General features: G+C 51.9%; 19 protein-coding genes. 17 read left to right on the top strand and 2 right to left on the bottom strand.

The window, feature by feature from the left end:
• Positions 1 to 33: 33 nt before the first annotated feature.
• Both ACXX53_RS11800 and ACXX53_RS11795 read left to right on the top strand, forming a co-directional pair.
• Positions 34 to 1,326 (top strand): homocysteine synthase, encoded by a 1,293-nt coding sequence (locus ACXX53_RS11800; RefSeq protein WP_458568853.1) that lies wholly within the window; start codon positions 34 to 36, stop codon positions 1,324 to 1,326.
• Between the two features lie 741 nt (positions 1,327 to 2,067).
• Positions 2,068 to 4,515 carry a glycoside hydrolase family 38 N-terminal domain-containing protein gene (locus ACXX53_RS11795; protein ID WP_458568852.1) on the top strand — a complete coding sequence of 816 codons (2,448 nt, stop codon included), beginning with the start codon at positions 2,068 to 2,070 and terminating at the stop codon, positions 4,513 to 4,515.
• Positions 4,516 to 4,612: 97 nt separating this feature from the next.
• Here ACXX53_RS11795 and asnB read toward each other — a convergent pair whose 3' ends face one another.
• On the bottom strand, positions 4,613 to 6,460 hold the full coding sequence (gene asnB / locus ACXX53_RS11790; RefSeq protein ID WP_458568851.1) for an asparagine synthase (glutamine-hydrolyzing): 1,848 nt from the start codon (positions 6,458 to 6,460) through the stop codon (positions 4,613 to 4,615).
• A 143-nt stretch (positions 6,461 to 6,603) separates the two neighbouring features.
• Here asnB and ACXX53_RS11785 point away from each other — a divergent pair, with 143 nt between their 5' ends.
• From ACXX53_RS11785 to ACXX53_RS11775, 3 genes are all read left to right on the top strand, one after another.
• Positions 6,604 to 6,909 carry a hypothetical protein gene (locus ACXX53_RS11785; RefSeq protein WP_458568850.1) on the top strand — a complete coding sequence of 102 codons (306 nt, stop codon included), beginning with the start codon at positions 6,604 to 6,606 and terminating at the stop codon, positions 6,907 to 6,909.
• Positions 6,910 to 6,911: 2 nt separating this feature from the next.
• Entirely contained in the window at positions 6,912 to 7,262 is a 351-nt protein-coding gene (locus ACXX53_RS11780; RefSeq protein ID WP_458568849.1) for a hypothetical protein, read from the top strand.
• A gap of 97 nt (positions 7,263 to 7,359) precedes the next feature.
• Entirely contained in the window at positions 7,360 to 7,491 is a 132-nt protein-coding gene (locus tag ACXX53_RS11775) for a hypothetical protein (RefSeq protein ID WP_458568848.1), read from the top strand.
• Between the two features lie 90 nt (positions 7,492 to 7,581).
• Here the strand turns inward: ACXX53_RS11775 and ACXX53_RS11770 are convergent, their stop codons facing one another.
• Positions 7,582 to 7,869 carry a CD3324 family protein gene (locus ACXX53_RS11770; RefSeq protein WP_458568847.1) on the bottom strand — a complete coding sequence of 96 codons (288 nt, stop codon included), beginning with the start codon at positions 7,867 to 7,869 and terminating at the stop codon, positions 7,582 to 7,584.
• Positions 7,870 to 8,522: 653 nt separating this feature from the next.
• Here ACXX53_RS11770 and eutL point away from each other — a divergent pair.
• The 12 genes from eutL to ACXX53_RS11710 all read left to right on the top strand — a co-directional run bounded on the left by eutL (position 8,523) and on the right by ACXX53_RS11710 (position 18,035).
• Complete coding sequence (eutL, locus tag ACXX53_RS11765; RefSeq protein ID WP_458569050.1) at positions 8,523 to 9,176, top strand: ethanolamine utilization microcompartment protein EutL; 654 nt, start codon at positions 8,523 to 8,525, stop codon at positions 9,174 to 9,176.
• Positions 9,177 to 9,195: 19 nt separating this feature from the next.
• The gene (locus ACXX53_RS11760) at positions 9,196 to 9,483 is read left to right on the top strand and encodes a BMC domain-containing protein (protein ID WP_458568846.1); all 288 of its coding nucleotides are present in this window, start codon (positions 9,196 to 9,198) and stop codon (positions 9,481 to 9,483) included.
• A gap of 15 nt (positions 9,484 to 9,498) precedes the next feature.
• Positions 9,499 to 10,989, top strand: coding sequence for an aldehyde dehydrogenase family protein (locus ACXX53_RS11755; protein WP_458568845.1), 1,491 nt, complete (start codon positions 9,499 to 9,501; stop codon positions 10,987 to 10,989).
• A gap of 54 nt (positions 10,990 to 11,043) precedes the next feature.
• Entirely contained in the window at positions 11,044 to 11,331 is a 288-nt protein-coding gene (locus ACXX53_RS11750; protein ID WP_458568844.1) for a BMC domain-containing protein, read from the top strand.
• Between the two features lie 12 nt (positions 11,332 to 11,343).
• Positions 11,344 to 12,162: a phosphate propanoyltransferase gene (pduL, locus tag ACXX53_RS11745; RefSeq protein ID WP_458568843.1), complete on the top strand. Its 819-nt coding sequence runs from the start codon at positions 11,344 to 11,346 to the stop codon at positions 12,160 to 12,162.
• A 6-nt stretch (positions 12,163 to 12,168) separates the two neighbouring features.
• A complete protein-coding gene (locus tag ACXX53_RS11740) occupies positions 12,169 to 13,002 on the top strand; it encodes a hypothetical protein (RefSeq protein ID WP_458568842.1) in 834 nt (277 codons plus the stop codon).
• Positions 12,989 to 13,297 carry a EutN/CcmL family microcompartment protein gene (locus ACXX53_RS11735; RefSeq protein ID WP_458568841.1) on the top strand — a complete coding sequence of 103 codons (309 nt, stop codon included), beginning with the start codon at positions 12,989 to 12,991 and terminating at the stop codon, positions 13,295 to 13,297. Before ACXX53_RS11740 ends, ACXX53_RS11735 begins: the two co-directional genes overlap by 14 nt.
• Entirely contained in the window at positions 13,290 to 13,631 is a 342-nt protein-coding gene (gene eutS / locus ACXX53_RS11730) for an ethanolamine utilization microcompartment protein EutS (RefSeq protein ID WP_458568840.1), read from the top strand. The genes ACXX53_RS11735 and eutS overlap by 8 nt, the downstream gene beginning before the upstream one ends.
• A gap of 1 nt (position 13,632) precedes the next feature.
• Positions 13,633 to 14,091, top strand: coding sequence for a EutP/PduV family microcompartment system protein (locus ACXX53_RS11725; RefSeq protein WP_458568839.1), 459 nt, complete (start codon positions 13,633 to 13,635; stop codon positions 14,089 to 14,091).
• A 282-nt stretch (positions 14,092 to 14,373) separates the two neighbouring features.
• The gene (locus tag ACXX53_RS11720; protein ID WP_458568838.1) at positions 14,374 to 15,879 is read left to right on the top strand and encodes a sensor histidine kinase; all 1,506 of its coding nucleotides are present in this window, start codon (positions 14,374 to 14,376) and stop codon (positions 15,877 to 15,879) included.
• The gene (locus tag ACXX53_RS11715; RefSeq protein WP_458568837.1) at positions 15,880 to 16,539 is read left to right on the top strand and encodes an ANTAR domain-containing response regulator; all 660 of its coding nucleotides are present in this window, start codon (positions 15,880 to 15,882) and stop codon (positions 16,537 to 16,539) included.
• Positions 16,540 to 16,544: 5 nt separating this feature from the next.
• A complete protein-coding gene (locus ACXX53_RS11710) occupies positions 16,545 to 18,035 on the top strand; it encodes an ethanolamine ammonia-lyase reactivating factor EutA (protein WP_458568836.1) in 1,491 nt (496 codons plus the stop codon).
• Positions 18,036 to 18,070 lie beyond the last annotated feature (35 nt).

The raw sequence follows: 18,070 nt of genomic DNA, 5'->3' as shown, positions 1-18,070 counted from the left end.
ACTAGTGGAATCATTGGATTGGAGGCCGAATTTATGAGTGACAACACGCAATACCGCTTAGAAACATTGGCTATTCATGCAGGACAAGAAGTAGATCCGACCACACTGTCTCGCGCAGTGCCGTTGTATCAAACGACTTCTTACGCTTTCCGCGACGCAGATCACGCTGCGGACTTGTTTGCACTGAAGGAATTCGGCAATATTTATACGCGTCTAATGAATCCAACGACTGATGTGCTTGAGAAGCGTGTAGCGGCTCTTGAAGGAGGCGCGGCAGCACTTGCGACGGCGTCCGGTCAAGCGGCGATAACGTATGCCATCTTGAACATCGCGGGAGCTGGAGACGAGATCGTGTCCGCAGCTTCCTTATATGGCGGAACCTACAATCTGTTCTCTATGACTTTAGCGAAGCTGGGAATCAAGGTTCATTTCGTAGATCCGACTGATCCTGAGAACTTCCGCAAGAAGATCACGCCGAATACAAAGGCGTTGTACGCGGAAACCGTGGGCAATCCCAAGGGAGATGTGCTCGATATTGAAGCTGTAGCGGCGATTGCGCATGAGCATGGTATCCCTCTTATCGTTGACAATACGTTCCCGAGCCCGTACTTGCTGCGTCCGATTGAGCACGGCGCGGACATCGTGGTTCATTCGGCAACGAAGTTTATCGGTGGTCACGGGACTTCAATCGGCGGAATTATCGTTGATGGCGGTAAGTTCGATTGGGCTGCAAGCGGCAAGTTCCCAGGCTTGACTGAGCCGGATCCAAGCTATCACGGCGTGGTGTATACCGAAGCGGTCGGTCCGATTGCTTATATCATTAAAGCTCGAGTTCAGCTGCTGCGCGATATGGGTGCGGCGTTGTCGCCGTTCAATGCGTTCATGCTCATTCAAGGCTTGGAAACACTCCATCTGCGTATGGAGCGCCACAGCGAGAACGCGCAGAAGGTGGCTGAGTTCCTCGATAAGCATGAAAGTGTGGAGTCTGTCAGCTACTGCGGACTTCCGAACCATTCGTCTTATGCGCTTGCTGAGAAGTATTTGCCGAACGGCAAGGGCGCGATCATGACGTTCGAGATTAAGGGCGGCGTTGAAGCGGGCCGCAAAGTGATCGAGAACGTGAAGCTGTTCTCCCATTTGGCGAACGTCGGCGATTCGAAGTCGCTGATCATTCATCCGGCGAGCACGACGCATCAGCAGCTGAGTCCGGAAGAGCAGATCGCTGCAGGCGTTGGACCTGGCATGATTCGTTTATCCATCGGAACGGAATCCATCCAAGATATCATTGCGGATCTTGACCAAGCGATTCGAGCAAGTCAGGTATAATCTAAATCATATATGTAGGCCGTCCTATAGCAGCTGCGAGAGCGCTGTGCGGGGCGGCCTTTCTCTTTGCTTAGTAGCTTGCTTGCCTTCGGCAAGCTCTTTCTCACATCCGGCCTGAGAAGTGCTGTGCGGTGCGCTAAACGGAGTCCTGCGGGTGAGCAGAGTCCCGCGCGCTCCGTAACGGGGAATAACCCCGTTACAGAGTGAGGAGTGAGCATGGGATGCGCGATAACGGGGTAAAACCGTGTTACGGAGGCGGATCGGCATGCGAGCGGAGTCACGCGGGTGAGTTAACGGGGAATAACCCCGTTACGGAGTAAGGAGTGAGCATGGGATGCGCGATAACGGGGTAAAACCGTGTTACGGAGGCGAACCGGTACGCGAGAGGAGCCCCGCGGTGGAGTTAACGGGGTATAACCCCGTTACAGAGTGAGGAGCGAGCATGAGGATGCGCGATAACGGGGTAAAACCGTGTTACGGAAGCGAACTGGCATCATGATGTTTATAATCCTATTAGATATCTATAAGGAAGTCATCACGATGAAAAAAATATATGATCGAAGCAGATCTCCATATTTGGAGCGAGCAATCAGCTAATTCATCCGGTCTTAAGCTGGGATCATGTTCAGAGGACATCTGGATCATGGACACTCTTGGCTAGTGGCTTATGGGCTGAAGCTTCATTACACAACATGATGCCGTTCGGCTAATTCAATTATGAGATTTGGGAGGACAGAAATGATGACAACTAAAGGGAAACAATGGAAAATATTTGCGATCCAACATTCGCATACAGATGTAGGCTACACGGAAAGACAGGAAAAGATCCAGCAGTACCATGTGGACTATATCCGCCAAGCACTGCGTATTTTTCAAGAGATTGAATCTGGTCGTCGTCCAGATTGGAAGGGCTATAAGTGGGTATGTGAGACGTTCTGGCCTGTTGAATCCTTCTTGCAGAAGGCGAGTGAAGAGGAGAAGGCACAGTTAAAGGCTGCATTTCAACGCGGCGATATGGGCTTGTCTGGTACTTATCTTAACTTTGGCGAGCTCATAAGCAAGGAAATGCTTGAAGCCGTGATTCAACGAATTACAGCATATGGCGACAGCATCCAAGTACCGGTTCGATCTGCGATGACTGCAGACATTACAGGCTTTGGCTGGGGCTACGGACAAGTATTAGCAGACGCAGGCATCCAAAACTTTTTCACCTGTATACACACTCATCACTCGATGTTCCCATTGTGGAAAAAGCAGCAGCCATTTTGGTGGGAGACTCCGAATGGGGATCACCTCCTAGTCTGGAATGGTGAACATTATATGTTCGGTAATGACTTAGGCTTGATGCCGGGCTTGGGAGGATCGTATACGATCAAGGATGAGCTGGACGCAAGCAAAGGCGTTACCTTTGAAATAGCAGAAGTACGGATTAAGCGTTACCTCAAACGATTGACAGAGGATGGCTATGAATTCCCATTTGTACCTGTTATGCTGTCGGGATTGCCAACGGATAATGGATCACCGAATGCGCAGATGATGGAGTTCGTCAATGCATGGAATGAGAAGTATGTCGATGACATATGCATTGTGCCAGCTACACTGGACGATTTCTTTGCAGAGCTTCGCCAATATGCGGAGCATCACCCAGATGCAATTGCTGTGCATCGTGGCGACTGGCCTGACTGGTGGACGGATGGTGCGTGCTCAACGCCTAAGCATGTACAGATATTCCGTGAAGCGCAGCGCGTGTATCACAAGGTGAAGTGCTTGGATCCGGAGCATCGAATCGTCTCAGACGCGCGAATCCGTGATATCGAGTATGAGCTGGCACTGTTTGCAGAGCATACATGGGGCTATCATTCTTCCGTGAGCGAGCCATGGAATCCGTTTGTTCAGGAGCTTGGCGTGCGGAAGGAAGCCTATGCGGCTAATGCGAGCAGACTAGCGCATACTGCACTCTATGATATTCTGGAAGCAAAGGGAGATGCGCTGCTGTCTCCGGACCGTCCGATGCGGTTCAAGGTATATAATCCGTTTGAAATAGAGCAGAACGAGGTTGCTCATCTGATCATGGAATCTTGGCACTATGACTTGATCAAAAATGGCTTTGAAGTAATTGATGAGCAGAATAACACCGTATATCCATCACAGATGGCGACTGTTTCACGCGGAGTTGTCGTGAGTGTGCCGCTGGTGCTGCAGCCAAAAGAGGAACGGGTATTGAAAATTCAACCGTTGAGCGAGGTACCTGCGAAAACGGCGTTCCGCAATGATTATGTTGGCTCTGATCGGATGAGTGATATGCTTGGACCAGAAGAGCAACCAATGCTCGTAACACCTACCTATCTTGAAACCCCTTATGTCCGCATCGAGTGGAAGAAGGGGCAAGGGATCACGAGTTGGGTCGATAAGCGCAACAATCGTGATATGCTGCGCGAGGATCGGAATCACGACGCCTTTACACCGGTATATGATGTCACGAAGGCGAATGGTTTATCGGATATGAACGAGGTACGTCGCAAGATGGGACGCAATCGTAAAGGAGCCGATGCGCTGATTTCGGTAGGTAAGCTCACGAATGCAGCTGTTATCGAACAGGGAGCTGTATATGGCAAGGTTCAGCTGACATATGAAGTAGACGGCTGCAGCCATTATTCGCTCTTGATCACAGCGTATGCAGATCGACCTCGAGTTGATGTTGCGGTACGTCTGCATAAGGATAGCGTCTGGGATCCTGAGAACCTGTACGTATCATTGCCGTTTGGCAATTCGATTGCAGCAGATCATCCTCAATTGTGGCTCGATAAGGCCGGTGCGCTGGTCCGTCCGCGAATAGATCAGCTTGAAGGTTCATTGGCGGATTATTATTGTGCTGGTGAAGGGGTTGCTTACGTGGGTGAGTCCGAAGGTGTCGTCATCGCCTTGCCGGATACACCACTGGTTCAGCTTGGATCTTTAGCATATGAGTCCCGTTTGCTGAGCGGCCACGCTAAGCTGGCATCAGATCCAGCACATCTGTATTCCTGGCCAATGAACAACTATTGGGAAACGAACTTTGCGCCAACTTTGGGAGGCTTCTATGAATTCCGCTACAATGTAGCTTGGGGCGAGGCTTATCACACGCCGGAAAAAGCAATTGAAGCTTGCGAAAGTATGAATGCAGGAATATTAGCGTGGAGAACACGATAATATCAGGATTTCGGGATATGGTGTATGTGCCCATATGACCCATAAAGAACAGAGCCGCTCATATTCAGCGGCTCTTTCTTATGCATGAATGCCTATTTCACAGAATGACTTTAACCTTGTAGGTGCGCAGCCAATAATCAACCTGCAGCAGGTAGGCGAACAGCTGCGGACCAGACATGAGCTGGCCGAACCAAGGCAGATGGGAGCTGGCTTCCTCGGAAGCCGCAATCTCACGGATTCGATCCGCGTTAATGAAGGTGTGAAGCGGGGAGCTGGAATCGCTGAGCCGTTCTAACGCAAGCGTTCTCACCGCATGCAGATAGCTCGGATTATGCGTCTTCGGATAAGGGCTCTTCTTGCGGTACAGCACATCATCTGGCAGTATGCCTTCTAATGCTTTGCGCAAGATACCCTTTTCACGTCCGCCATAGGTCTTAATCCCCCATGGAATGTTATATACATATTCCACAAGCCGATGATCCGTATAAGGTACACGCACTTCGAGGCCAGATCCCATGCTCATGCGATCTTTGCGATCCAGCAGAGTAGGCATGAAGCGTGTAATATTCAGGTAGGACATCACACGCATGCGTGCGGCGGCATGATCCTCGCCTGGGAGCCTAGGGACTTCATTCAACGCTTCCGCATAGCGATCCGCGACATATTGCTCCCCCTTGATGCTCTCAGCTATATCGGGCTTTAGCAGGCTTAAGCGGAGCTTCGTTGCAAGCGCCCAAGGAAATGTATTTGCGTTCAAGGCATCTTCACGGTGAAACCATGGGTACCCGCCGAATACTTCATCCGCCGCTTCACCGGACAATGCAACAGTTGCGCCCTCCTTAATCTGACGGCAGAACAAGTACAACGAGCTGTCGATGTCTGTCATGCCTGGCATATCGCGAACCTGAACCGCGTGTTCCAATGCGGCAATTAGCTCAGGTGTATCGAATTTGACCCAATGATGGTTCGTATTCAACTCTTCCACCATACGGCGGATCCAAGGTTCATCCGCATTAGGCTGAAAAGCATGCGCTTGGAAAAAGAGATCATTGTCTACATAATCAATTGAGTAGGTGTCAATTCGCCCCATGCCTCTTCTGTTGTAGGACTGTACAGTCAGCGCGGTTAAGGCGCTTGAATCTAGTCCGCCAGACAGCAATGTGCAGACAGGCACATCAGAGATGAGCTGTCTTTCCACCGTATCAATGAGCAGTTCACGCACTGCGCGTGCGGTTTCTTCCGCATCGTGCTCGTGCTCGATGCTGCGCAATTGCCAGTAAGCTGCTACGTGCTTGCCATCGCGATCGAAGGTCAGCGTATGTCCGGGTCTTAACTCAAGCATCGACTTGTAAACCCCATGACCTGGAGTGCGTGCAGGTCCGACGAGAAAGATCTCCGCAATCCCTTCCGCTCCGATCTCAGGATGAACGTCAGGGTGCTGCAGCAGAGCCTTAGGTTCTGACCCAAAGGCTAACCAGCCGTTGCCCTCACTGTAGAAGAGCGGCTTTACTCCGAGCCGATCACGCGCCATAAACAGCTTCTGTTCCCGCTCATCCCATATAGCGAACGCAAATATGCCATTAAAGCGCTCCACACAATGCTCTTTCCAATGAATATAAGCATACAGCAGCACTTCCGTATCGCAATTCGTTAAGAAAGGATACCCGTAACTCGCCAGCTCAGCTCGGAGCTCGATAAAATTGTATAATTCTCCGTTATAAACAATGGAGTATAATCCACTCTCATGTTGACGGATCATAGGTTGCGCACCGTTCTCAGGGTCGATCACCGATAATCTTCGATGGCCAAACGCGCATGAACCGGCAATCCAGGTACCACTGGCATCCGGTCCTCGAGATGCTAAAGTTTCGGTCATTTTCTCCAAGGCGATTGTATGCTGGGTGAGGTCCCGATTCCAATCTATCCATCCAGTAATTCCACACATGTGCTGTTCATCCTCTCCGTTCCGTAACTTCCCAGAAGACCAATGAACCGGGTTGCCGGCAAATCAGATAATAACATGGGTATGCAGGAATCGGCATAAGATGTATGTCCATCGGGAGATGCTATGAAAAAAGGAGTGTTGCCATGGATTACAGGAAATATTATGTTTCGGTGCATCACCGGACTATATTGCTGGAGCCGTCAGAAGGCGTTGATCTAGAGATTGAGGCGACAGAAGCTCAGGTCGATCAGCTGTACAAGCTGATAGGTCAAGTGGCAGATGAAGAGTCAGATGCCATGTACGAGCACTTTATGCTCTTTACGAAGGAGACGAACGATCAGATCAATCAACAATATGATCGTCGTTTACATGAATTGTATCAAGAACTGTATCGGTTGGGAACTGCCAATACAAGAGCGTTTATTGAACAACATATAGGGGGAAGCTAACGATGCTTGAGATTCAACAAGCTTACTATCGCGGCAAGGTGGACTTGAATGGACGCGTCTGCGCTTCTGTTGAAGTGGTGCCATTGCAGCCAGAATACGGTCATCTGATTGCCTATATAGCTCCTATCCAGAGCGGAGGGTTTGAGGTTGTAAAGATCACACAGAACCAAGGGGATGCGCCGGAGGGTTGGTATACTTATTCGTTGTCGCAAACGGTAATCCCAGGATCGAGTGAGATGTTTGTAGACCATCAAGCTTTTGGTATGGATTGGAATGCGCAATCGCATTTTCTGGACAATCTATTGTCCTGCAATGAGGTGCGCAGCGAGCTGGAGCAGCAGTTCGGACAGTAGGCGTTAAGAAGCAGTATCAGATGAGCAGCAGCAAGAAGGTACAGTTTCTATGGAGTTGAAATGAACTCGAAGTGAACCCAACGAAGGAGGGCTTTACATGACAGAACAATTCAAGTCTAATAAAGGCAACAAATACGTCCATCAACGCAAGCATGCGGAGGCTGTACTCGCAAAAAACCTAAAGCATCCCGGAGCTAAAAACCATTGGGAGCTTGGCAGAAACAAGTAAGAATGCAGCAAGATGCCCCAGTCCAACAGCGTGGCGGGGCATCCTAATGACTAAATAAGATGATCCATGAGTGAGTACGATCTCTCGGTCTCACTGCATTTGAACCATCTTTCGTGTCTTCAGCACAATCTTATAGATGCTGTCCCTTGACAGATGAAACTGATTCATCAATTCGTCAATGGATGCACCTGTTGCGTGAAGCTCGAATATTTGTTGATTGCGTCTAGCCAAACTTTCCTTCGTGCCGTTTTGGTCTCCCCATCCGGCGCGAATATGTCCGCACTCACGCGGTATATAAATTAATTCACTTTGAACGTATTTTTGAATTTCACGCAGCAAACTAGCCGGAAGAATATCCTTTCCGTTTACGTAACCCATTCTGGTTACCTCCTCTGATACCTTTAATGCCTTTCACGTTGGAACATGCGATTTGTTGATTGAAATCGATGAAATTCAACATGCTTACGCCTCCTCTCGAATATTTGAATTATTTGGATAACACATATTACTATGCTACAACGAAATCGACCCGCAGACAACCGCCTGCGGGATATTTATTTACACTAGGTTAACGGGGCATTGTGAACCTCGTGATAAGTTCTACTTTTGCAAATGTGACCATTCTAGCACATATTATATTGGGGAAAGAAGGCGCCGCGTTAGACGCCTCCTTTCCTTGCATTGGCTTCTCTCTGCTTACGCAGAGATCACCTCATAATGTTTGATCAACGGAACCAACTCCTTTCTACAGGATTAAGCCGGCCGGCTAACTATAGTTAATCATAGCTATTGTTGGCAATCAATGGAGAGAACAATTACAAGTATTCTTTACAAAAAATAATCGTCGCGGCTCTATAGGCAAAGCAAATGTGCAGATTAAGGGAATAATCACAGTTGTCCATCATATGCTGATCATACAAGTAAATGTTGAGGCAATGGCGCCTTGTCGAATGAAAACGAGTAATCGCTTTCATTTGGCTTGGCGTTTTTATGTTTCCAATTCGAATGAGGAACGGAGTTGCATGCATGTGTTGGATCAACCTATTCGCGCAGTCCCTCTAGCCGTGCGAATTATACCGAATGTGGACGCGGGACTTGCCAGGCATCTGAATCTGGAAGCATCCGTCCGCAGCTTGGGACTGATAACATCAAGCATTGACGATGTGGGCTATACAGCTATTGATGAAGCCACTAAACGAGCGGCGGTAGAGGTGGTGTATGCCAAGTCCTTTTATGCAGGCTCGGCACATGCGTCTGGTCCGCTGTCTGGAGAGTTTATCGGCATCATAGCCGGCGACAACCCTGCGGAGGTGCAGAGCGGTCTGGATGCGGCTATGGAGGTTATGGAGCGCGGCGCATGCTTCTATTCGCTGAATGAGGATGCGAGCCACGCTTATTACGCGCATGTCATCTCACGATCAGGGCGATATCTATCCGGAATCGCTGGCGTGCGGGAAGGCGATCCGATTGCCTATCTGATCGCCCCGCCTCTTGAGGCGATTGCCGGGCTGGACGCCGCGCTGAAGGCTGCGGATGTGACGCTGCAAACCTTTTACGGCCCGCCGACCGAAACGAACTTTGCAGGGGGCTTGTTGACTGGAAGCCAATCGGCTTGCACTGCCGCGGCGAAGGCATTCCGAGATAAGGTTAAAGAGATTGCCCAGACACCGCACTCATTGCGATGAAGGATGGAGGGTGTGAGCTATGGCTGGTAAGCAGGAAGCATTAGGGATGATTGAGACGTGGGGAGTGCCTGCCTTGATAGCGGCTGCCGACGCGGCGGCGAAAGCCTCCGATGTGCAGGTGCTGACCTATGAGAAGGTGGATGCGGGCATCGTGACCATCTATGTCGTTGGTGATGTGGCATCCGTGAAAGCGGCTGTAGATGCGGGAAAGGATGCGGCTGAACGGGTAGGCAAGCTGCTTTCAACCCACGTCATCGCGCGGCCTGATGGGCAACTGAGGGAATGGATAAGGGGAAGAGCCTTGTAGGAAGGAGGAGTTATGGTGGACATGGATCCAGATTTACTGTCCATTCAAGAGGTGCGGGCAGCTCTTAAGCGAGCCAAGCAAGCGCAGGCAGCGCTTGAAGAACTTAATCAAGCACAAATTGATGCCATCATCGACGAAATGGCGAGTGAGGCGTCTCGCCAAGCCGAGGCATTGGCAAAGCTTGCGGTAGAGGAAACAGGGTATGGAAATGCGGCGGATAAGAAGGCGAAAAATGAATTTGTTGCATGGGACATCTACGAGGCGATACGGCCGCTGCAAACGGTAGGTATTATCCATCGCGATGAAGCGCGCAAGGTGTGGGAGATTGCGCAGCCAGTCGGGGTCATCGCCGGCATCGTACCGTCTACGAATCCGACCTCGACGGTGATATTCAAGGCGATGATCGCCTTGAAGGCGCGCAACGCGATTGTGATAAGCCCGCACCCGGGGGCGAAGCGCTGCTCGCTGGAAGCGGCGATGTGCATGCAAGCCGCAGCCGAGCGCGCAGGGGCGCCCGCATATGCGGTCCAGTGCTTGACGATGCCTACGCTCGAAGCGAGCACAGAGCTGATGAAGCACCGTGACACGGACGTGATCCTAGCGACCGGCGGCACGGGAATGGTGAAGGCTGCATATAGCTCCGGCAAGCCCGCCTATGGCGTTGGTCCCGGCAATGTGCCGGTTTACATTCACCGCAGCGCCAATATTGCTCGAGCGGCGGAGCTGATTGTACAGAGCAAGACATTTGACTACGGAACGATATGTGCGTCTGAACAGGCGCTCGTTGTGGATCGAGCTGTTAAACCGGCGGTAAGAGAGGCTTTAGTGAAGCTTGGCGGCTATGTCCTATCAGATGCGGAGAAGGAGAGAGTATCCAAGCTGATCCTGCTGAACGGAGGCTTGAATCCGCGAATTGTGGGCAGATCAGCACAGGCTATCGCCGAGATGGCCGGCATCACAATTTCAGCACATACGCGTCTGCTTATCGCGGAGGAGCATGAGGTTGGCAAAGGGGTTCCATTTTCCATCGAAAAGCTATGTCCACTATTGGCACTGTATACGGTTGAGGATGAAATAGAAGGGTGCGAGCTGTGCAAGCAATTGCTTGCGCTTGGCGGATTAGGGCATACACTCGGTATCCATGCGGAGGAAATGCAGGTGATTGAAGCCTTTGGGCTGAAGAAGCCCGCCTCTCGAATTGTCGTGAATTCAGGGACGACGTTCGGCGGAATTGGTATGAGTACAGGGATCTTCCCTTCTATGACGCTCGGATGCGGCTCCTATGGCAATAACATCACTTCGGATAATATCGGTCCGCAGCATCTGATGAATATTAAGCGGGTGGCATTTGGGATACGAGATATTCCATCCAACAAGCCTCAAGAAACTACGAATCTATCGGAGCCTACTGACATCCATGACCTTGAGCGCAATGCACGATCGATAAGTCGCGATGAAGTGCTGGCGATTGTAAAAAGAGTGCTAGCAGAAGTGCAGCATTCATAGAATGAGATCAACAGCTTGGACGAATTGAATGAATACGGTTGAGGAGGCGTTGTTATGGCAGGAGAAATGTCTGCACTCGGAATGATCGAAACGAAAGGCTTGATTGGCGCTGTCGAAGCGGCGGATGCGATGGTAAAGGCCGCTAATGTAAAGCTGATCGGCAAGGTGCATGTCGGAGGCGGATTAGTCACGGTGATGGTGCGCGGAGATGTGGGCGCTGTGAAGGCAGCGACAGACTCCGGAGCAGCGGCGGCAGAAAAGGTAGGGGAATTGCTGTCCGTACACGTTATCCCTCGCCCGCATGCGGATATTGAATACATATTGCCGAAGCTCGAAGGGTAAAGGGGAACCATTATGGGATTCGTGACCGAAACGCAACTTCGCGCGATGCTTGCTAAGGGAATCCCTAATCCGTATCCCTTGGGAGACGAGGAGAGGCTGACGCCTGCAGCCGCAGACTTTCTTAAATCTAGGGGCATCCGACTGGCGCGAGGTAACAAGGATTCGAGGAGTACAGGAGGTTCAAGGAGCTCTGAGAGTTCTGGGATTTCTGGGGTTCCTGGGAGTTCTAGCGGTTCCGCTGAGCAGCATTTGCCCCTAATTCCGGTGGGGGTCTCGAATCGGCATGTACATCTGTCACAAGAGCATGTGGAACGGCTATTCGGAGCTGGGCATAAGTTGACGATTGATCGAGCCTTGTCGCAGGAAGGGCAATATGCTGCCGCTGAAAAGGTTACTCTGAGGGGGCCCAAGGGAGAGCTGCATAACGTGCGCGTGCTTGGCCCTGCACGTGAGCACAGCCAGGTGGAAATATCCCGTTCAGATAGCTTTCAGTTGGGCATTCAGACACCCCTTCGCTTGTCTGGCGATATTGCACAGTCGCCGGGAGTGATGCTGCTGGGCCCTGCAGATACACTCTGGCTTGAGCGTGGATTGATCATTGCGAAGCGCCATGTTCACATGTCACCAGCGGATGCCAAGCTGTTTCAAGTGCAGCAGGGAGACAGGATTCAGCTGCGAACGATTGCGGACGCTTCTAATGGGCGGTCACTCGTATTCCCAGATGTCATCGTAAGAGTGGATTCACGTTATAGATTGGACTATCATATCGATCTGGATGAAGCAAATGCGGCATTTCTGTCAACAGGTGATGTCGTGGAGTGGTGCTCATGATAGACGATGGAATGGAAGGGAGCAATGGTTGTGGACTTAGCGAGCACCGTAGAACAGATCGTGCGTGAACTGCTTCAGAGCCTGCAAGCTGCCGCATCGCCCTCTATTCAAGTGCTGTATGTGCTCGATGACAGCCGCGCGTCTGAAGCGTATATGGATCAATTTGTTGCGTTGGAACGAAGCGGTATCCAATATGATCTGCTCGTACTCGATGGGGAAGCATCAGGCTGGCTGGGAACGAAATGCATTGAATGTACAGGAGCGGGCAAATGCATCGCTGTTGATGAGCACGCTCCGGCTCCAATCGAAATTCCGCATCAATATGACGCGGTTGTCATTCCAGAGCTGGACTTGGACCAAGCGGCGCGTGTCGCCTTCGGCTTGAAGGGAACGATCAAGTCCGAGCTGATTCTAGCGGCTCTCGTTCTAGATAAGCCGGTGTTCATAGCCAGCGACTGCAGCGGCTTGAAACGAGCGGATCGCCGGACGCTGAAGGCGCTGCAATTGCCTGTCGGCTATGACCGCCGATACCGTCAGGTTTTGAAGCAGCTAGAGGAGCTTGGCGTCAGGATGGCGGAGATGAATCAACTCGCGCAGCTGGCGATCCAATTTCTCCTGCCATCGGAAGCTACAAGCGCCCAGTTGGATGCACGTTTCGAATACACAGGGAAATTGCTGACGGCTGAAGCGGCGCTGCAAATGGTGCGCCAAGTCGGTTCGTCTGGAGCTGTGATGGTGAAGCAAGGGACGATTATTTCACCGCTCGCGAGAGATGTCCTGCGCGAGCACCGCGCTGAACTTAGAATCACAGGTGAGGTGAACAGCGATGTTTCTAGGTAAGGTGATGGGCAGTGTGTGGGCGACACATAAGGAAGAAGGTATGGAGAATCTGAAGCTGCTCATTGTGCAGCCAGTGGATTGGCGGCATGAGCCGCAGGGCAGCACCGTTATTGCGGCGGATCGAATTGGTGCGGGGATCGGCGAGAAGGTGATCGTGTCGCGCGGCAATCCCGCTAGAACACTATTCAGCCACCGCAGTGTGCCGATTGATGCGATTATCGTAGGCATTGTGGATGCTTATGATTTCAGTGAACATGAGGGTGTTCCGAGCGAAGGGAGTGAGGCGGATGACTGAACCGAAGCAGCGAGTCGTGCAGGAGTATGTACCCGGCAAGCAGGTTACCTTGGCTCATGTTATCGCGAATCCGGACCCGCTGCTTTATACGAAGCTGGGGCTGAACGAAGCGGGCGCGATCGGTATTCTGACGCTGACTCCCACGGAAACTTCCATTATTGCCGCGGATATAGCTACGAAGGCAGCCGATGTAGGACTCGGGTATCTGGATCGATTCACAGGCTCGCTTGTCATTACAGGCGAAGTGGCCGCAGTTGAGATGGCGATGGAAGCGATTAACAGCTTTCTAGCCCATAAGCTGCACTATACGCCTGCGCTGCTCACGAGGTCCTGAGATGGGGAAGCAGATGAATCGAATCATGATTATTGGCTCAGTCGGCGCTGGAAAATCGTCGCTGATGCACGCGCTGTTCGAAGATGAGCGGCCGGCGCGCAAGACGCAGAGTCTGGAATACCGCGAGTGGCTGATCGATACGCCGGGCGAGTACAGCGAGAATCCGCTGTACTATCGCTCGCTGATGGCCACCTCGTTTGAAGCGCGGCTGCTGGTGATCGTGCAGGACTCGACAGTGCGGCGGATGACGCTGCCGCCAGGCTTTGCCAGCGGGTTTCCGATTCCGGCGATCGGCATTCTGACAAAGATCGATCATCCGCATGCGGATATCGCGCTTGCTGAGCAGCTGCTGCGAGTCGCGCTGCCGCAGGGCGAGCTGTGGCATACATCGTCGCATACTCGGCACAATATTGACCCGCTCCGCGAACGGCTGTTGTCGTTCATCGAGGATCGTAAATAGGTCATTGTGGCAAGCTGCATCATTGAGCGGATGGTAGACAGTAGTTCCTCCTTGTTGAAACGGACACAGGAGACGCTATTGTACCTATTTTGGCGTCGTTAGGAGTTTGAACGGACACAGAAACCGTTATTTGCTCCGAAATGAGTGATATTGTGCGAGATTCATGCAAATAACGGAACCACGGTCCGCGAGTGAGGATATAATCGCGGTTTTGTCACAAATAAGGGATCGTGTGTCCATTTACATAGTCGCGCTAGGGATGGAAAGGAGCTTGAGAGGCTCATGTCGGATTCGTCACTGTATGTCGCTGAACTCTGCCAGCAATACACCCCGCTTGATCACGAGGATATCGACTGCTTGCTGCAAGTGGCACAGCAAATGCCGCTGATGGCTGACCTCGCGCAAGCGGATGTATTCATCGATTGTCTCAGTCGAGACGGGCATGCCGCTGTTGTCGTCGCTTGGGCTCGGCCGCGTACGGCAGCAAGCTTGTACTCCAACTCGGTAGTCGGTCAGATGGCCTATGCACGGCATGAACCTGCTGTGCTCTACTGCCTGCTGTCAGGGCAGCATGTCGTCGGCGCGCGCGGCTTCTCCCAAGAGGAGAGGGAGATGCAGCAGAATGTAGTTCCTATCTTAAACCGCAGCAGAAAGGTGATCGGTGCTCTTATTATGGAGCGTGATATCAGTGAGACTGTGGAGCAAGAGAAGAGCATCGCATTGCTGCAGGAGACGACAGAGCATCTAAGTGAGACACTGCTTCGACTAGCTCTGCGCGAGGATCAGGTTACTGGTCTGATGGACGAAGGCATGATCTTATTTGACCAGAGACGCCGGATTACGTATACCAACCGGAGAGCCGATGAGTGGCTGGCTAGTCTGGACTATCCTGTCCCCGCTATCGGTGAAACGATCGGGCTGCTGCTCCCTAAGGGCTTGGAAAGCCTAGAGTCAGCTCCAAATCGAATGGCAAGTCACGAGTATGTGAACGGTCAGCATGTGCTGGAAGTAAAGTCGATGCTCTTCTACAGCGAGGAGCAGCAGGTGGGAGGATTACTGCTTCTTCGCGATCTATCGGCATTAAAAGAGAAAGAAAAAGAGATTGTGATGAAGTCAGCCTTCATTCAAGAGATTCATCATCGTGTCAAAAACAATATTCAGACCCTGTCAGGCATGCTGCGGCTTCAGAGCAGGCGCACCACGCACCAGGAAGTCAAACAAACCTATCATGACATGATTCAACGAATGAACAGCATCGCTCTTGTCCATGACATTCTAGCTTGCAAAGGGATGGAGCGGGTAGAGCTGCAGGAGGTTCTGGAGCGGCTGTGTCCCATACTATTAAGCTCGCTTACTCACTCCGAACAGAGTATTCAGTTCAGCATTCAATCCTGTGAGCGGCTGTTTCTAGAAACTGAACATGCGACAACGATTGCGTTGATCGTTACTGAGCTGCTTCAGAACAGCATCGTGCATGGATTTGAAGACAAACTGGATGGATCACCTCATATCAGACTGGAAGTGCGGCGCGATCAGGACATGATTACGCTCGTTGTTGCCGACAACGGTATAGGGATTCAAGAGCCTGTGAGAGAGGGTAGTTCAAGCTCAAGCTCATGCTCCAGTCCCAGGATGCATTTCGGCCTCAACTTGGTGCGCACGTTGATTCAAGGCCAGTTCAATGGAACGTTTGAGATCACAGGTTCAAGCCATGGAACGACGGCAACGCTTAAGTTCAAACTAGCTGAGGCAGAGATGATGGAGCTTCGTAAAAGGGAGGCGGTGTAATTGAGCCAAACAGCAGCGGCGCTGAACGTTTGCCTGCGCAAGAGCTTGATCGTGGATGATGACGCGTTGATTCGAATGGATCTGCGGGAAATGCTTCATGAGTACGGCTATGATGTGGTCGCGGAAGCGCGTAATGGCGAAGAGGCCATAGAGCTTGCGCATCTGTATCAACCGGAGTTTATCTTGATGGATGTGAATATGCCCGGCTGCAGCGGTCTTCAAGCTGCTAAGAGCATTCGGAAGCTGAGCGCTTCTTGGCCGAACGGCTCCCCCGCTGTGATCCTGCTTACCGCATATAGTGAGGCTCGGTGGATTGAGGAGGCGAAGCAGGCTGGTGTGACCGCTTATCTCGTAAAGCCCGTATCAGAGGAGAATCTGATTCCAGCGATCGAGGTGGCATGCAATCAGCGTGACATGATGCTCCACATGCATCGGGAAATGGCTGCCCTGCAGCAAACGTTAATGGATCGGAAACGGATCGAGCGGGCCAAGGGATTGCTGATGGAGCAGCAGGGCTTGAATGAGGAGCAGGCGTATGAATGGCTGCGGGATCAGAGCATGAAGCGCCGCTTGTCGATAAGGGAGCTGGCTGAGCGCGTGATCGATTCCTATACTGTACGGCATGCATCATCCAGTTCAAGGGATATTCGCAGAGGGTGATTCCAATGAAGGATCAATGGTTAACGAGCGTGGGGATTGATGTCGGTACGAGTACGACGAAGATGATCATCAGTCGTCTGCGTATCGCACGCATGTCGAGTCCATTTGCTCTACCAAGGTACGATATCGTGGAGCGCAAGGTCATATATGAAAGCCCGATGCTGACGACGCCGCTGCTATCGGAAGCGCTGATCGATGCGGAGCGCATTGCCGCATGGCTGCTGGCTCAATACGAGCTCGCTGGTGTCAAACCGCTTGAGGTAAGAACGGGTGCGGTCATTTTCACGGGAGAGAGCGCGGGCAAGCAGAATGCAGAGCCGATTCTTCATATGCTGGCGCAGGATTCGGGCGCGTTTGTAGTGGCGGCGGCAGGGAATGACTTGGAGGCGGTGCTTGCTGCCAAAGGGTCCGGAGCGCTGCACTATTCGCTCGAGCAGAAAGAAGTGATCGCTAACGTCGATATAGGCGGGGGAACGGCAAATATCGCCTATTGCTATCGAGGCAAAGTGATCCATACCGAGACGTATCATGTTGGCGGGCGATTGATACGCTTGAAGCCTGACGGCACGATCACTTATGTTTCCTCAGCCTTATCCATGTGGCTTAAGGCTCGTGATATTCACATTCGTGCGGGAGATCAAGCTGAGTATGCCGACCTTGCCCTTCTTGCGGAGTCGTTGAGTCGGAGCCTATTGTCGGCTTTCGCCGGTGAAGCGGACGAACATGTGCGGTTATTGCTAGCGGAAGGCTATGCTGCTCGTCAACCGAACACGGCGTCTCCAGCGTGCCGAAAGCTGGTCATCTCCGGCGGAATCGGACAATGGTACTATTACGCGGCTTCTGCACCTCAAACGCTAGAGGATGTTGCCGTTTATGGCGATATCGGTCCGCTTCTGGCTTATGCGATGCGCCGAGAATGTCAACGGCGCGACCTGGAGCCGCTGAAGCCGCTGCAAACTTCACGCGCGACGGTGCTCGGCGCCGGCATGCAGAGCACCGAGATTAGCGGCTCGACGGTGTACATCGACGGGGGTATCCTGCCGCTCCGCAATGTGCCGATTGTCGAGCTGGAGCTATCGGACTTCAAGCAGGCTAAGGATTGGCGCCAGATGGCTGAACGCGTGCAGCGTCTATTTCTGGAGGGAGCAGCGTTGTACGGTGAGACGATTGCGCTGGCAGCTAAGGAGCCGAAGGGTTCAGCCTTCGGCTGCGCCATTGTTGGCCTTAGAGCCTGCACCTATGCTGAGCTGCAGCATCTATCGGAATGCTTGGTGCTGGCGTTTAGATATTCATTTCCAGACACAAGGACGATGGTCCTCGTGTGTGAGCGCGATATGGCAAAGGCGCTTGGCCAATTGTTAGTTCTGGCATGTCAGGGTAATCCATCTGTCATCTGCATCGATCAGATTCGAGTCGAGCATGGCGATTATATCGATCTAGGCTTGCCGGTGAACGGAACGACAATTCCCGTCATCGTTAAGACGTTAGCAATGTAACTGCGATCATAGCTGCGGTTTGTTGAAAGGAGAAG

It is taken from the genome of Paenibacillus marinisediminis, from assembly GCF_054343325.1.
The sequence above is the reverse complement of the archived record's forward strand: the minus strand, read 5'-3'. Positions and strand labels throughout refer to the sequence as shown.

Bases quoted from the DNA above. Each gene is read 5' to 3' on its own strand.
- ACXX53_RS11800 (WP_458568853.1), top strand. From the start codon at position 34: ATGAGTGACAACACGCAATACCGCTTAGAAACATTGGCTATTCATGCA.
- ACXX53_RS11795 (WP_458568852.1), top strand. From the start codon at position 2,068: ATGACAACTAAAGGGAAACAATGGAAAATATTTGCGATCCAACATTCG.
- asnB (WP_458568851.1), bottom strand. From the start codon at position 6,460: ATGTGTGGAATTACTGGATGGATAGATTGGAATCGGGACCTCACCCAG.
- ACXX53_RS11785 (WP_458568850.1), top strand. From the start codon at position 6,604: ATGGATTACAGGAAATATTATGTTTCGGTGCATCACCGGACTATATTG.
- ACXX53_RS11780 (WP_458568849.1), top strand. From the start codon at position 6,912: ATGCTTGAGATTCAACAAGCTTACTATCGCGGCAAGGTGGACTTGAAT.
- ACXX53_RS11775 (WP_458568848.1), top strand. From the start codon at position 7,360: ATGACAGAACAATTCAAGTCTAATAAAGGCAACAAATACGTCCATCAA.
- ACXX53_RS11770 (WP_458568847.1), bottom strand. From the start codon at position 7,869: ATGGGTTACGTAAACGGAAAGGATATTCTTCCGGCTAGTTTGCTGCGT.
- ACXX53_RS11760 (WP_458568846.1), top strand. From the start codon at position 9,196: ATGGCTGGTAAGCAGGAAGCATTAGGGATGATTGAGACGTGGGGAGTG.
- ACXX53_RS11750 (WP_458568844.1), top strand. From the start codon at position 11,044: ATGGCAGGAGAAATGTCTGCACTCGGAATGATCGAAACGAAAGGCTTG.
- pduL (WP_458568843.1), top strand. From the start codon at position 11,344: ATGGGATTCGTGACCGAAACGCAACTTCGCGCGATGCTTGCTAAGGGA.
- ACXX53_RS11740 (WP_458568842.1), top strand. From the start codon at position 12,169: ATGGAATGGAAGGGAGCAATGGTTGTGGACTTAGCGAGCACCGTAGAA.
- ACXX53_RS11735 (WP_458568841.1), top strand. From the start codon at position 12,989: ATGTTTCTAGGTAAGGTGATGGGCAGTGTGTGGGCGACACATAAGGAA.
- eutS (WP_458568840.1), top strand. From the start codon at position 13,290: ATGACTGAACCGAAGCAGCGAGTCGTGCAGGAGTATGTACCCGGCAAG.
- ACXX53_RS11725 (WP_458568839.1), top strand. From the start codon at position 13,633: ATGGGGAAGCAGATGAATCGAATCATGATTATTGGCTCAGTCGGCGCT.
- ACXX53_RS11720 (WP_458568838.1), top strand. From the start codon at position 14,374: ATGTCGGATTCGTCACTGTATGTCGCTGAACTCTGCCAGCAATACACC.
- ACXX53_RS11710 (WP_458568836.1), top strand. From the start codon at position 16,545: ATGAAGGATCAATGGTTAACGAGCGTGGGGATTGATGTCGGTACGAGT.